This window comes from Pelagicoccus sp. SDUM812002, from assembly GCF_031127835.1.
Classification (GTDB): domain Bacteria; phylum Verrucomicrobiota; class Verrucomicrobiia; order Opitutales; family Opitutaceae; genus Pelagicoccus.
On the sequence record NZ_JARXHX010000001.1, the window covers coordinates 731,693 to 746,830 of the forward strand.

Annotated in this window: 13 protein-coding genes; 10 read left to right on the forward strand and 3 right to left on the reverse strand. The window is 53.9% G+C overall.

The features are described from left to right. Positions 1-233 precede the first annotated feature (233 nt). Positions 234-1,100 carry a branched-chain-amino-acid transaminase gene (gene ilvE / locus QEH53_RS03045; RefSeq protein WP_309021651.1) on the reverse strand — a complete coding sequence of 289 codons (867 nt, stop codon included), beginning with the start codon at positions 1,098-1,100 and terminating at the stop codon, positions 234-236. A 279-nt stretch (positions 1,101-1,379) separates the two neighbouring features. Here ilvE and QEH53_RS03050 point away from each other — a divergent pair, with 279 nt between their 5' ends. Then, positions 1,380-2,102: a type II secretion system protein gene (locus QEH53_RS03050; RefSeq protein WP_309021652.1), complete on the forward strand. Its 723-nt coding sequence runs from the start codon at positions 1,380-1,382 to the stop codon at positions 2,100-2,102. A gap of 64 nt (positions 2,103-2,166) precedes the next feature. Here QEH53_RS03050 and nth read toward each other — a convergent pair whose 3' ends face one another. Continuing rightward, the gene (nth, locus tag QEH53_RS03055) at positions 2,167-2,820 is read right to left on the reverse strand and encodes an endonuclease III (protein WP_309021653.1); all 654 of its coding nucleotides are present in this window, start codon (positions 2,818-2,820) and stop codon (positions 2,167-2,169) included. Between the two features lie 121 nt (positions 2,821-2,941). Here nth and gcvP point away from each other — a divergent pair, with 121 nt between their 5' ends. After that, the gene (gene gcvP, locus QEH53_RS03060; RefSeq protein WP_309021654.1) at positions 2,942-5,869 is read left to right on the forward strand and encodes an aminomethyl-transferring glycine dehydrogenase; all 2,928 of its coding nucleotides are present in this window, start codon (positions 2,942-2,944) and stop codon (positions 5,867-5,869) included. Positions 5,870-5,931: 62 nt separating this feature from the next. Here gcvP and QEH53_RS03065 read toward each other — a convergent pair whose 3' ends face one another. After that, the gene (locus QEH53_RS03065) at positions 5,932-6,816 is read right to left on the reverse strand and encodes an HDOD domain-containing protein (protein ID WP_309021655.1); all 885 of its coding nucleotides are present in this window, start codon (positions 6,814-6,816) and stop codon (positions 5,932-5,934) included. Between the two features lie 257 nt (positions 6,817-7,073). Between QEH53_RS03065 and QEH53_RS03070 the strand changes: the two genes are divergently transcribed. From QEH53_RS03070 to pnp, 8 genes are all read left to right on the forward strand, one after another. After that, positions 7,074-7,862, forward strand: coding sequence for an alpha/beta hydrolase family protein (locus tag QEH53_RS03070; RefSeq protein ID WP_309021656.1), 789 nt, complete (start codon positions 7,074-7,076; stop codon positions 7,860-7,862). Between the two features lie 42 nt (positions 7,863-7,904). Next, positions 7,905-8,603, forward strand: a complete 699-nt coding sequence (locus QEH53_RS03075) for a hypothetical protein (RefSeq protein WP_309021657.1) — start codon at positions 7,905-7,907, stop codon at positions 8,601-8,603. Between the two features lie 87 nt (positions 8,604-8,690). Beyond that, a complete protein-coding gene (locus tag QEH53_RS03080) occupies positions 8,691-9,881 on the forward strand; it encodes an outer membrane beta-barrel protein (RefSeq protein ID WP_309021658.1) in 1,191 nt (396 codons plus the stop codon). A 151-nt stretch (positions 9,882-10,032) separates the two neighbouring features. Beyond that, positions 10,033-10,683, forward strand: a complete 651-nt coding sequence (locus QEH53_RS03085; protein ID WP_309021659.1) for a response regulator transcription factor — start codon at positions 10,033-10,035, stop codon at positions 10,681-10,683. A gap of 262 nt (positions 10,684-10,945) precedes the next feature. Next, the gene (locus tag QEH53_RS03090; protein ID WP_309021660.1) at positions 10,946-11,593 is read left to right on the forward strand and encodes a response regulator transcription factor; all 648 of its coding nucleotides are present in this window, start codon (positions 10,946-10,948) and stop codon (positions 11,591-11,593) included. A gap of 30 nt (positions 11,594-11,623) precedes the next feature. After that, a complete protein-coding gene (locus QEH53_RS03095) occupies positions 11,624-12,034 on the forward strand; it encodes a response regulator (protein ID WP_309021661.1) in 411 nt (136 codons plus the stop codon). A 207-nt stretch (positions 12,035-12,241) separates the two neighbouring features. Then, the gene (gene rpsO, locus QEH53_RS03100) at positions 12,242-12,514 is read left to right on the forward strand and encodes a 30S ribosomal protein S15 (RefSeq protein WP_309021662.1); all 273 of its coding nucleotides are present in this window, start codon (positions 12,242-12,244) and stop codon (positions 12,512-12,514) included. A gap of 311 nt (positions 12,515-12,825) precedes the next feature. Beyond that, positions 12,826-15,054 carry a polyribonucleotide nucleotidyltransferase gene (pnp, locus tag QEH53_RS03105; protein ID WP_309021663.1) on the forward strand — a complete coding sequence of 743 codons (2,229 nt, stop codon included), beginning with the start codon at positions 12,826-12,828 and terminating at the stop codon, positions 15,052-15,054. Positions 15,055-15,138 lie beyond the last annotated feature (84 nt).

Below are 15,138 nucleotides of genomic sequence, written 5' to 3' on the forward strand. Positions count from 1 at the left end.
GGCAGATTGCTCCACCCGCTCGAGCACGGGTCGTACAGTGCAAACGCCATGCCATGTTTGCTGCATGCTTTGCATACTGTCCAACATTAATGCATGACGAATCGCTCGGTCTCAAAGCAAGCCTAACGATTTCCTCAATTTTTACGAGAAGCTACCGCAGATTACTGCAGGTCCGTTTTGCAATTAAGATGGGTAGGCTTTTCTCCGAAGTAGCCTCAAGGACTGAGCCCCCGTTAGATCATCGTCCCATGAGTGCTGACTTCCTTGTGAAAGGCCGCATGCAGTTTCTGGGTAATTGGACCGGGAGAGCCGTCGCCGATCGCTCTAGAATCCAACCCGACGACGGGAATCAGCTCTGCCGCCGTGCCTGTCAGGAAACATTCGTCCGCGTTCCAAATCTCGTAGCGGGTCAAGTTCACTTCCTTTACCTGAAGCCCTTCGGAGCTCGCTAGGTCTATAACCGCCTGGCGCGTGATGCCGCGCAGCGCTCCATTGGAAGCATGCGGCGTAAAAATGACGCCCTTGTGCACGATAAAGAGGTTGTCGCCCGTACACTCGGCCACGTTGCCTTGGTCATTGAGCATGATGCCCTCCAGCGCCCCCGCTTGGGCAGCTTCGACCTTGGCCATGATATTGTTCAGATAATTGAGGGATTTCACCCCCGGATTCAAAGCTGCCGCATTGGTCCGACGCGTCGGTACCGTCACGATCTTCAAGCCCTCCGTGTAACACTCTTCCGGATACAAAGCGATCTTGTCCGCAATGATAATCAACGAGGGCTTCGGACAGGAATTCGGAGACAGCCCTAGGCTGCCCACACCCCGGGTGACGATGAGCCGAATGTATCCGTCGCTCAGTCCATTGATTCGACAAGACTCGCACACGAGATCAGACAATTCCTGACGCGTCCAAGGCATGTTCAGCAGGATCGCTTTGGCGGAGTACTCGAGCCGCTCCAGGTGCTCGTCCAAGCGATAGACGCAGCTTTTGTAGATGCGGATCCCCTCAAAAATCCCGTCGCCATAGAGCAAGCCATGGTCAAATACCGAAATTTTCGCCTCCTCCTTCTCAACAAACTCTCCGTCCAAAAATATCTTCATAGGCCGCGTATATCTGTAAGCCCCTTCCTCGCTGGCAATTAAATTTTGACAGCGAAGACAAAACCGGTCCCCATTTCGAGCTGCACGAGAAAAACCCCACCCCATCAGGGAATCCATTACGCGAGCCTAATGTTCACCACGAGTGCGACCTAGTAGCAAATCCGCTGATATCGATTATGCGCTATTGTAACTTGAAGAAGTAATCCGGTGACCTATCTGTTAGAGATCAATAGATCCCCAAAACAACCAAGAATTACGACCCACCAACCACGCTTTAACATGCACAAACCAGCTAGCGCCAAAAGAGGTTTCACGCTCATCGAGCTCCTGACCGTGATCGCGATCCTCGCCATCCTTGGAGCCATCATCTTTCCGACCGTCGGACAATTCCGTACCCTCGCCAAGAAAACCAGCGACTCGAACGACCTGAGAAACATCGTCCAAGCCTCGCAGCTATTCGCCGCTCAATACGGAGAGCGACTGGTGGGGACCACAGAGCAGCTGGCGGTAGACGGTGACAATTTGTACCCGAATCCCGATGCGAACGCAAACGATCTCGCTGACGTGGCTGCAGTACTCGCTTTTGGTGGAGAATTAGAGGATCCCAAGGCGTGGGTCAGCGCCAATGAGACGGTTCCTTCAAAAGGCGGCTTATATACCTTCTCTGGTGGAAATGTTACGGTTAATTACGAACCAGATGATTTCTCATTTTCTTACGTCACAGGGCTGAGGACCTCTGCATCTTCAAATACACCAGTCGCATTCACGCGGCAGTCGGGAGCTAGCGGTCAATGGGTAGATGGCGACCCTTACGGCGCAGACGGAGGCCACGTAGCGTTCATGGGGGGAAACGTCAGTTGGTACACAACGTTAACCAACAACCTTATCAGTCCTGACGGTGCCGCCGTCGACACAATCGAAGCAGCAATTCCACAGACCGACACTGAGATCAGAGAAGCTGGCACCCCAACGGGAGGTGCTGGCGCAACTGATAGCGATTAACCACTGAATCGACGAATAACTTTCCCAGCCCCAACCTACCACGGTTGGGGCTTTTTTTTGTGCCCTAAGCCTTTCGCGTCAGCTTCGCTCGCTTGCGATCCGGATAGAGCGTTCTGCAGATCGGGCAAATCGTTCCGTCGCAGCCTCGGGCCGTACAAAATTCACGGCCGTAATAAATGATCTGAAGGTGAAGGTGATTCCAGCGCGCTTCCGGAAAAAGTCGCTTCATGTCCATCTCCGTCTGGACCACGTTCTTTCCGCTTGTCAGTCCCCATCGCTGCCCCAAACGATGGATATGGGTATCCACCGGAAAAGACGGATGTCCGAAGGCCTGGGACATCACCACCGACGCTGTCTTATGGCCTACTCCCGGTAAGGCCTCCAGTTCCAAGAAACTCCGCGGAACCTCGCCACCATGCTTGTCCACTAGGATCTGCGATAGGTCACGAATCGCTTGCGACTTGCGCGGCGATAACCCGCAAGGACGGATCACATCGCGAATCGTATCCACCAGCACCAGACGCATATCCTCAGGATTGTCGGCCAGTTTCCAAAGAGCCGGCGTCACCTTGTTGACACGCTCGTCCGTACACTGCGCCGAAAGTAAAACGGCCACCAACAATGTGTAGGCGTCGACATGGTCCAAAGGAATCGGTGGGTTCGGATATCGCCGTTCCAATTCCAGATCCACATAGGCAGCACGCTCCTTCTTCGTCATGAGAGAGGTAGCAGCGAGCTTGCTCGCGAAACACAACCCAAAATCGTAGCGCGAAGCTCCCACAGAAAATTAACCGAATTGCCGCATTGATTTGCGCAGCTCGATTTCTACTCTCCCGCCCATGCCAAACAGCACCGCGGCCACACCATCACGAAGCGCTTCTGAAGAAGCCCCCAGCAACCCGCTAGCCAAGCTCGACCAGTTTGCTCCCCGCCACCTCGGCACGTGCGGCCCCGCCGCGGATGCGCTTGCCCGCACCGTGGGCTACGACTCAGTTGACGCCCTCGTCGACCAAGCCGTTCCGGCATCAATCCGCATCGACAGCCTCAAGGGGCTTCCGGAACCGATCGGTGAACACGACATGCTGGCTGAGCTCAAAGCCATAGCCTCCAAAAACACGGTCAACAAGAGCTACATCGGACTCGGCTACTACCCCACGATCACCCCTCCGGTCATCCAGCGAAACATTTTGGAGAATCCCGGCTGGTACACGCAATACACGCCCTACCAAGCCGAAATTTCCCAAGGTCGTATGGAGGGTCTCCTAAACTTCCAAACCATGGTCTCGGACCTAACTGGCCTCGAAATAGCAAATGCTTCCTTGCTCGACGAAGGCACCGCCGCCGCCGAGGCCATGGGGCTGGCCTACTCGCAAGTCGGCCGCGCCGGCAAGAAGCAGAAGATTCTTATATCCAAAACCTGCTTTCCCCAAACCATTGAAGTCGTAAGCGCCCGAGCCGAGCCTCTCGGGATCGACACGGAAATCGTAGATCTCGAGCAAGACCTCGATTTGGACGGCGTATTCGCAGTCCTGCTACAGTATCCAGATGCCGACGGAATCGCCAAAGACTTCTCCGCCATCGCTGCTCAAGCCAAGGAGAACAAGGTCCTTACCATCGTCGCAACCGACCTGCTTGCCCTCACCATCCTAAAGTCGCCCGCTAGCCTCGGCGCAGACGTCGCCATTGGCAGCGCCCAACGCTTCGGCGTTCCCATGGGGTTTGGTGGCCCGCACGCCGCCTTTTTCTCCACCCGAGACGCATACAAACGTAAGATCCCTGGACGACTCATCGGAGTATCAAAGGACCGTTCCGGCAATCCAGCCCTGCGCCTCGCCCTGCAAACTCGCGAGCAGCACATCCGCCGCGACAAAGCCACCAGTAACATCTGTACCGCTCAAGCCCTGCTAGCCAATATAGCTGCCGCCTACGCGGTCTATCATGGTCCGACAGGCTTGCAGCAAATCGCCCGTCGAATCGAGCTCCTGACAAACCTCAGCGTCACAACCTTACAAGATTCTGGATACAACATTTCCGAAGGAAAACGCTTTGACACAGTCGTAGTTGAGCTAACCGAGAGCGAAACAGCTAACACAATCGCCAGAGCTTACGAAGCGGGTATCAACCTCCGCTCCCTCTCGCCAAATGCGGTTGCCTTCTCCCTCGACGAAACAACATCGCCGGAGGATCTTGTCGCTTTGCTAGCGGTTTTCGAAGTGTCAACAAGCCCCGAGGCACTCATCGAAAAAGCGGCCGACCTAGAGCCAGCAAACGCCAGCGGACTCTCTCGCGAACTCGACTATCTCACCCATCCAGTTTTCAACTCCTACCACACCGAGACTGAGATGCTGCGCTACCTTAAGCGATTGGAAAACAGGGACCTCTCGCTCACTACCTCGATGATTCCGCTCGGTTCATGCACCATGAAGCTCAACGCCGCTGCGGAAATGCTTCCCATTACCTGGCCCGAGTTTTCCAATATGCACCCCTTCGCCCCGGCAGATCAAACGACCGGCTATTTGGAGCTTATCGAGCAACTTGAGGATTGGTTGTCAGAAATCACCGGTTTCCATGCCACTTCCCTGCAGCCTAACGCGGGCTCCCAAGGCGAATACGCGGGTCTCCTGGCAATCCGCGCTTACCACGAGAGCCGCGATGATAGTGGACGTGATATTTGCTTGATTCCACTTTCCGCCCACGGAACGAATCCTGCATCCGCCGCGATGGCTGGGCTAAAGGTGGTGACCGTCGCCTGTGACGAACAGGGCAATATAGACGTAGACAACCTCAAGACCAAAGCCGAGGAGCACTCCGAGCATCTTGCGGCCCTGATGGTCACCTATCCATCGACTCATGGTGTATTCGAGGCATCGATACGCGACATCTGCAAGACAATACACGAGCACGGCGGGCAGGTCTACATGGACGGCGCCAACATGAACGCCCAATGCGGGTTGACGAGTCCCGGCGAAATAGGGGCGGACGTCTGCCACCTAAACCTGCACAAAACATTCTGCATCCCTCATGGAGGCGGAGGTCCGGGTATCGGTCCGATTTGCGTGGCGCCGCATCTTGCTCCGTTCCTGCCTGGCCACCGACTCAGCGACTCCATAGAGGGCGATCAACGCATCGGAGCCATCTCGGCTGCCCCCTACGGAAGCGCCAGCATTCTGCCAATATCGTGGGCATACATTCGCATGATGGGAGCCACCGGCATTACCCAGTCTACCAAGATCGCGATTCTCAATGCGAACTACATGGCCAAACGCCTAGAGTCGGATTTCGAGATCGTTTACCGCGGTAAGAACGGACTGGTCGCTCACGAGTTCATCATCGATTTCCGCGACTGGAAAGAGCTATCTGGAATCGAGGTTGAAGACGTTGCAAAGCGACTCATGGACTATGGGTACCACGCTCCAACGATGTCCTTCCCCGTTCCTGGGACCATGATGATCGAACCCACAGAGAGTGAATCCCAAGGCGAACTCGATCGTCTCTGCGACGCCCTCATCGCCATCAAGGGGGAGATGCTTCGCGTCGCCGCAGGCGAGTGGCCGCAAGACAACAATCCTCTTAAAAACGCTCCACATACCAGCCAATCGGTTACCGCTACAGAGTGGTCCTCGCCTTACAGCCGCGAGGAAGCGGCATTCCCTGCGTCATGGACTCGCGAATACAAGTACTGGCCACCGGTTAGCCGAGTGGACAACGTCTACGGCGATCGAAACCTGGTCTGCTCCTGCCTGCCGATTGAAGCTTACGCACAGTAGCCTGCCAACAGGGTACGGTTCTCGCACCGTTCTACCCGACGCCAGACGAGCCTAGCCGACCCTTAGTTCGCTAGATCGGAGCCCGCTTCATCCTCGACCATCGCCAAGGTGTATTCAAATATCTCAGACAAGGTTTTACGCCGGTAAACCGCACGCCCTTCCCTTCGAAGCGGATCCGTAACGCCCTTGAGAGCTTCCATGATACGATCCGAGGTGAAACGGGCGATGGCTAGGCTTTGCGTCCAATCGAAATGGTCCGTTGCTGTCTCCCGGGCGAATTGAGCGGAGATCGGGCCATAAATATGCTTGGAGAATCCCCAGGCCTTTAACGCAAGTCCACCCACTTCCGCGTGGGTAATTCCAAACTCGCTTAGCTCAGCCTCGGCAAGCCGACGGGATGTCCGATCTAAAAACAGGAGGTCATCTTCACCGCTGAGCCTGACCGCTTCATTGACGATCACCCTTCCAATCGAATGCAAAAGCCCTATCGCGTAAGCGATCTCGGACAATTCAGCATCTCCCTGGTAGATGAACCTCATGGCGGCTCCACAAGCAAACGAGCGCCGGATGAAGTTGCCCCCATCGATATTGTAAGCTGTCAGGTGCTGGGGAATCAGATTTCGCAACCAAAGCCTGAGAGCAATGCGCCCCAATCTCTCGAGCCCGATAGCTTGGACCGCATCCTTTACCGAATTCGCCCCCCTCACACCGTAAATTGCCGATTTAGAACTCCGCACTATTTCGACGGTAAGGAGCGGATCTGCCTCGACGAGCTCGGTAGCACCTTCCGTCGTCGAGTGGCGGTGTTGTAGGTAAAAGTAGAGAGCGCGGCAGGCACTCGCACGCGTAGGGAACTTATCGATACGATCAATAAATGCACTTTTCCAGTTCCGCGGTTGCGGAAGACCGCGTTGCGAGAGAATTGATGCTGAGTTTGTCGTTTGCATTAGAGTCGCTTGGATTGATGGATGCCAGATCGCATGCCGGCACGCCAACGGAACTCGATAGTAACCGAAGCCGCTCGCAAATGAAATAGAGTGGGACCGCATTTCTACAGGAACTCTCCCCGCACCTTACGTAGTGTATCCACCCGAAATCCGGTAACACACCCTCAGTGAAAAACTGATACTACATTGCCAAGTAAGGATGACAAACAGGAAGATAACGCCATTGATATCTGCAAAAGCTCTCCTAGGTTCACGGCATGGCGTTGATCCATTTCGATTTTTTTTCAGAAACACTGAAGCTCGCCTCCTCTATCAAGGTGGCCTTCAGCCAGCGAATCAAAAAGCAAAAAGGAGCAGGTCACAAAAGCCCTGTTCTGTACCTGCTGCACGGTCTCTCCGACGACCACAGCGCCTGGACACGCCGCTCCAATATCGAGCGTTATGTCGAAAAGTATGACGTAGTGGTGGTCATGCCCGCCGTGCATCGTAGCTTTTATCGCAACACTTACGCCGGTCACCGCTACTACGACTACGTTGCTCAGGAACTTCCAGAGCTTTGCCGCAACTATTTCTCGATTTCCGAGGAGCGCGAGCAAACCTTTGTCGCAGGACTTTCCATGGGCGGCTACGGGGCCTTCAAGCTCGCGCTATCCGCCCCCCACAACTACGCGGCAGCGGCCAGCCTGTCCGGCGCCCTAGACCTTGCTGGACTCGCTGAACAGCGAGAGGAAAGCCTTCCGGAATGGCCCTCAATTTTCGGTCCGGACAGCGAAATCAAAGGCAGTGAAGACGACCTCCTGCACCTCGCGACACAGCTCGTAAGTTTGAAGACCCCCAATCCCAACCTCTTCCAATGCTGTGGCACGGATGACTTTCTTTACCCGGCCAACCAGAGCTTCTTGCAGCATACACGCAAGATCGGCCTGCCCGTCGACTACCAAGAGGGCCCTGGCTCCCACGAGTGGGGCTACTGGGATGAAAATATCCAACGCGTCTTGAAATGGCTACCGCTGAAGGAATTGGAGATGGAAACCAATACCCGCTAGTCCACCCGAAAAAGGTTTAACGATCCATTTTTGATTTATCCAATGAACAAAAGTTTAACGACCAACCTAGCATGTATCCTACTGCTCGCCGTCGGCATTGCCCTGCCCGATTCATCAGTGAAACCGTACGTTCTCAACGCTGGCGTTTTTGCTCTCGCTGGAGCCATTACCAATTGGATCGCGGTACACATGTTATTCGAAAAAGTACCTGGGCTCTACGGCTCGGGAGTCATCGCCGCCCGATTCGAGGAATTTAAAGCCGCTATCCACAAACTAGTCATGGAAAGCTTCTTCACCGAGGAGAACTTCATGAAATTCGCTGATACCGCCCTCCATCTAGGTCTAGATGTGCAAACAATAGAGAAGAATATCGACATGGACGAACTCTTCGAAGGTTTCCTGAGAGTTGTCTCGGAATCCAAGTTTGGCGGCATGCTTTCCATGTTTGGAGGCATCAAGGCTCTCGAGCCCCTACGAGCCCCGTTCAAGGAAGAATTTCGGAGGCGCCTAGAGCAAATCGTCGAGACTCTGGATATCAGCCATTCACACGGTTCTTTCGAGAAAATCCAGCCAATGATCGAAGGGCTTGTTCGAGGAAAACTGGACGAGCTCACAGCTCCCCAAGTCAAGCAGCTCCTTTCCGACTTAATCCGCGAGCACCTCGGCTGGCTGGTTGTGTGGGGCGGCGTTTTCGGAGCTCTGATCGGCATCCTTTCAAATGGCCTGCTTACTGCTTTGTGAGAGAGAGGCGACAGAAGTTAATAACCGAGCCCAGACTTGCATTCCAATGCCATACACCACATTTACTTACATAAAATGAATCCCGATATGAAGTTACCTAAATCCATCTCACTGCTTTTGTTTTCAGGAGCCTGCCTTACCACAGCTATCGTCACAGAAGCAGGCCCGCGTTTCGCCGGCGGCGATCTTACCTTCCTCGGAACCGCCTCTGCAACGGATAGCAACCGCGTTAGCCCAAACGCAAATGCTGGTGGTGACACATACTTCACCTTTACTCCTGCGATACAGTATTTCCGGGAATCAAACCGTATGAATCTGAATGCTAATTTGAGTTTTCCGATGCGGAGGTATGATGAAACCGACGCCCTCGATTCAGATTCAATAGACTTCAATCTTAACGGAGAAATACCCTTCGGAGCTAGCCCTAAACTGTCGGGAACCTGGGGCGTAACCTTCTTTGACGGAATCAGACAAAACTACTTCACGAATAACAACCTGAATTCAGAGCATCTCCATCTGAACGCGTACGCAGACTACATCATCAAAAATCGACTTAGCTTCCGCACTCGCGCTATGTACAGCGACCGCTCTAGCACAGGTGTCGATTCCGCCTTTACCAATGCGAACACCACAACTGTCTTCGCTGCCGGCTTGCATGCGAGAGAGCTAATTCGCGGCCGTATTGGCTTGTACGCAGAGTACCAAATCCGAGACCGAGAAACCGATCGCGGAGCAATCAATCAAAACGTCGACGCGAGTGAAAGCGGCTTGAACTTTGGCATTACGGGACAGGTTCTCCCTGAAAGACTCTTCCCAAAACTCGAAGCGGACTTATCGTTTGGCTTCACATCCTCAAGCGCCGGCGATCGTTTCAATTCAGGCGCGAACAGTGGCAGCCGGGAGCGTCTCACTCTCGACGGTAGGTTGGCCTATCCTGCCAGCACAAAAACGAACGTGACGCTGACATACCGGCGCAACCTCAATGTAACGGACGACGACCGGACTGTAGAAAGCTCAGAAATCGACTTCGGGGCAGACTACACACCTAACCAGAAGCTCCAGTTCGCTACCGCGCTGGGACTGCGTAGCAATGAATTCATTTATGATCAGGATGGACGAGAGGACGACATCGTCACCTTTACTTTCGATACTCGCTACACGATCCGGACCAATTGGTTCGCCAACCTGAACTTCGACCATCGCATGTCCGATTCAAACGAAGCTATTAGTGACTACGATACGACACGCGTTACCCTTTCGACTACGATTGCTTATTAAGTGTACTCACGTAGGGACGGCATTTAACAAAAGGTCGACTGAGCCGATAAGTTGTAAAACACTTAAAACTCAGCTGAAAAACAGATAGAACGAAACCGCTGTCAAACGTTCAGACCGATCCTTTTCCTTCCTCCAAACGAGAACCTAAATCATGTCGATAAGAGTATTCATCGTAGACGACCACCCCTTAGTCCGACAGGGACTCACCCAAATCATCGGCGGCCAGGAAGACTTCGAAGTTTGTGGAGAAGCCGAAGATTCCTCTTCTGCGATGAGAGGTATCGAGAAAAGCAATCCCGACGTCGTCATAGTCGACATATCACTACAGGGGAATAACGGTCTCGAGCTTATTAAAAACCTGAAGGCCATCCACGAAAAGCTGCCAATCCTCGTGTTTTCCATGCACGACGAGTCGATTTATGCCCAGCGTGCCTTGCGTGCCGGAGCCAAGGCATACGTGATGAAGAAAGAGTCTTCCGAGAAGATCATCGAAGCTATTCGCAAGATCCTCAAAGGAGAAATATACGTCAGCCCGCGCGTCGCCGACCAGGTACTCCACCAGATTGTTAATGGACCTAGCAATTCGAGCGCGTCTCCAGTCGACCGATTGACCGACCGCGAACTTGAAGTTGTGCAACTCATCGGCCGCGGCCTCTCAACTCGAGAAATAGCAGAAAGCCTCCACCTCTCGGTTAAAACGATCGAGTCCCATCGAGCCCATGTTAAGGAAAAGCTCAACCTCCGTAACGCGACCGAGCTGGTACAATTCTCCGTGCAATGGGTTGACCAACAGGAAGCCTAACTCTCACACGCGCGCCCACTCCAAAGTTCAGGACGACCCAAGCGGGGTCGTCCTTTTTTGTCACTTCAAAGACAGACTAGCCGCAGTTACTCGACGCGCTGCCTTAGCAATAATCCCTCAGGGGGATCCTCAGGGCAAATCAAGCAGTCACTCCATTCTACCATCACATACTCACGCCCTTTTCCCATCGAAACCGCAGCGACTGCCCGATTGTATAAATAATCCGTAAAATGCTACTCTATCGCACCTCAACAAGCGCGATATGATCTCAGTCCATCCTCCCAAAGAAATCCTCTACATCGACGAACACCCCGTCTGCCACACGGGGCTGCAAACGTTTTTCGAATCGAGTCCAAGCCACCTTCTCGTCCATTCCGCCAGAAGCACAGACGACAGAGACCTGCCTCTTTCAATTGATCTCGCGATCATAGAGATCACCTCTACTCAGCCGAAGGGAATAGCGGCAGTGCGAGAGCTGAGACAAAAGTACAGCCAAGCTAGTATCCTTGTGCTCAGCAGCTACGACGAGTGCATCTACGCAGATCGTTGCCTCAAAGCTGGGGCAAATGGATTTATAATGAAGTCCGCCCCACTCTCCGATTTGAAGCGCGCGATCGAAATTGTGACCGCAGGGGATCTCTATGTCAGCGAGAACGTTAAATCGCTGATGATTAATCGACTTGCAAATATCTCGACACAAGAGACCTCTGCCTCATTTCACAACCTATCCGATCGAGAACTGCTGATCGTCGAGCAAATTGGCCTGTCAAAAAACAATAAAGAAATAGCACGGGCGCTGCAAATTAGCGTAAAGACGATAGAGTCACATAGATCTAGGATTAAGGCGAAGCTCCGTCTAGACAGTCCGCAAGAGCTCATGCGGTACGCGATGCGGATGCACTGCTTCTAGCCATCCACTAAACGAAAAACCCTTTTACAAGTGACGCTAAAAACTTCCTCTAAAACGAAAAGTCAAAAAGCCCTTCTCGCCGAAGATGATTCACTGATAAGGGAGCTTGTAGCGCACTACTTGAAGAAGCTGGGCTATGAAGTTGTCGAAGCTGAGAACGGGGCTATTGCTCTCGAAATCCTCCGCGATAAAACAAAGGGTTTCTTCGATTTGGTCGTTACAGATCTGCTAATGCCAAAAGCGAATGGCGAAACCGTCATCAAACAGGCCAAGGCCAGAGGTATCTGCGAGAAATTCATTGTCATGTCCGGAAACCCGATCGGTCCAAGGGAAGTACAAAAGCCCTCGTGTCAAGGCTCCCGCTACCTAGAAAAGCCTTTCACCTTCCGCGATTTCGAGTCCAAGTTGCACGCGCTGGAAAAGGAACTGGTCGCCCATTAGGCTTGAAGCGCATTTTGTTATTGCGCCAAGTGGGAATTCCCCTCTTTTAGACCGCTTTCACGCAAGAGTCTAGCGGCTACACCGCTCTTCTCCACGGAAGCTTCTCAACCGAGAAGTCCAGCGTCTAATCCAGCGAAAACTTGGTTAGGGACCAGCCAAACTGCTAGTCCGTCCTTCCGTGCTCATTCGAAACTCAACGAAAAACAAATGGCTAACAGCAAATCAATCGATAAGTCCCAGATCATCGGCGACTTCAAAACACACGACTCAGACACAGGTTCTGCAGACGTTCAGATCGCCCTACTCTCGGCTCGTATCAACCACCTGACCGAGCACCTTCGCTCAAACCGTAAGGACTTCCACACACGCCGTGGTCTCCTTGCAATGGCAGCTCGCCGCCGTAAGCTTCTCAACTATTTAAAGAAGAACGACCTCGAGAAGTACAACGAACTTCTCCAACGCCTCAACCTCCGCAAATAGTTGCGGTTTCTATCGAGGACTCAAACTACTGGTCAGACATTGCAAACTCAGCGATGATGATCCCCTTTCAAGCCTGCGAATTTACCTTCGCGGGCTTTTTCGCTTTCTAATTTTTCGTGCGGGCTGCGTTTAGCGGTCTGCAAACCAACCAGTAAAACACCCGCGACGACCCGGCAGAACCCGATCCGTTTGAGGAAATTTCCGCATGTTGCGCCTCGCTTACCAGCTAGGACGCCACATCCCGAAATCTCTTCAGTTTTAGGCAGATCCCGTTCGCCGAGTCGTCACATACAAAGACGCAAAAGAAATAAATGATACAAAAACATAGCATCACCGTAGACGACCTAGACATCACATTCTCCACCGGCGACGTAGCGAACCTCGCTTCCGGTGCCGTGACTGTCTCCACCGGCGAAACCAGCCTCTTCGTTTCAGCGACCGTAGCAAAGACCGTACGCGAAGGCCAAGATTGGTTCCCGCTCACCGTCGACTACCGCGAAAAGTACACCGCAGCAGGCCGCATCCCAGGCGGCTACTTCAAACGCGAAGGCCGCCCTTCCGAAAAGGAAATCCTGACATCTCGCCTCTGCGACCGTCCTTGCCGTCCGCTCTTCCCGAAAGGCTTCCTCAACGAAGTACAAATCATCGGGTTCGTTCTCTCGGCTGACCAAGTCAACGACGCGGACATTCTCATGGTCAACGGAGCCTCCGCAGCGCTTGCTATTTCCGACATCCCTTGGAACGGCCCAATCGGCGCCGTTCGTATTGGCCAAATCGACGGTCACTTCGTCGCTAACCCAACTATCGAAGAGCAGTACGCTTCCGATCTCGACCTCATCTACGTCGGGACCAAGGACGAAATGCTCATGATTGAAGGCTCTGCCGACCAAATCGCAGAAGAACGCTTCCTCGAAGCCCTCCAGTTCGCTCACGAGGCCATCCAGCCCATCATCGCTGGCATCACTCAGCTCCGCGAAGAAGCTGGCAAGGAAAAGAAGACCTTCCCGCTCTGTGTTCTCGAAGACGACGTACGCCAAATCGTCAACTCACTCGTTGGCGACCGCATCGGCGAAGCTTGCGCCGCTGGCGACAAGCAAGAGCGCAACGCCAAGATCGACGAGCTCAAGGTTCTCGCCGAAGGCGCCCTCAAGGAAAAGTACGGCGACGCCTACAATCCTGCCCAACTCAACATGGCCATGGAGGAGCTTCTCGAGCACACCTACCGCAAGTCCATCCTCGACAACGGAGTTCGCTCCGGCGGCCGCAAGCCCAACGAGCTGCGCGAACTCAAGTCAAAGGTCGGTGTAGTGCCTCGCGTACACGGTTCGGCTCTCTTCTCCCGAGGCGAAACCCAAGGCCTCGTCCTCACCACTCTCGGCCCAGCAAACCAGGCTCAGTCCCTCGACGCCATCACCGGCGGCCCGACCACTAAGTCCTTTATGCTGCACTACAACTTCCCTCCTTTCTCCGTTGGTGAAACAGGCCGCTTCGGCAGCCCTGGTCGCCGCGAGATCGGACACGGTGCCCTCGCTGAGCGTTCGCTTCTTCCAGTGGTACCATCCGAAGACGTATTCCCATACTCGATACGCATTAGCTCCGAGATCATGGCCTCCAACGGTTCCACCTCCATGGCATCCATCTGTGGCGGCTGCCTCTCTCTCATGGACGCAGGTGTACCCATCAGCGACCCAGTCGCCGGTATTTCCGTTGGTCTCGTTTCCGAGCTCGACGAAAACGGTAAGCCAGGCAAGCACCACATCCTTACCGACATCCTCGGCGAAGAAGACCACTTCGGCGACATGGACTTCAAGATCGCTGGTACCAAGAACGGCATCACTGGTTTCCAACTGGACCTAAAGATCAACGGCCTTCCTTTTGACATCGTAAAGGCATCCGTCGCTCAGTCCCGCGAAGCTCGTATGGAAATTCTCGCCAACATGGCAACCGCACTGGAAGCGCCACGCGAAGAAGTCGCTGCCACCGCTCCACGTATCACTACGGTTCAAATCAACCCAGAAAAGATCGGTGCCCTTATCGGTCCTGGCGGTAAGAACATCCGTCGTATCGTGGAAATTACCGGTGCTCAGGTTGACATCAACGACGACAACTCTGGTCGCGTTAACGTTTACGCCACCAGCGAGGAAGCCATGAAGCGCGCCCTCAACGAAATCGACCTCGTTTGCGGCGAAATCGAAGAAGGCAAGATCTACCGCGGCATCGTCAAGGCGACCAAGGAATTCGGTTGCTTCGTGGAGGTGCTTCCCGGCCAAGAAGGTCTCGTGCACATCTCCGAGCTCGCCGACTTCCGCGTTCGCAAGACCGAAGATGTATGCAAGCCAGGCGACGAAATGGTCGTCAAGTGCCTCGGAGTCGACGAGCGGGGACGCGTTCGCCTCTCTCGCAAGGCTGCTCTCGAAGAACTCGAAGCCCGCCGTGCCGCCAAGGAAGCCGAAAACGCTCCCGCCGCGGAAGACACAGCTGAAGAGCCAAAGGCTCCGGAAGCGTCCGAAGAGCCAAGCGAAGAAAAGACTGAGGCGTAGTCTTCAAACAATTACAGCGCCCAAGGCTCCAAGCCTTGGGCGCTTTTTTTGTAGGAGTGAGCTCGCGCGCGATCAAACCTGCAG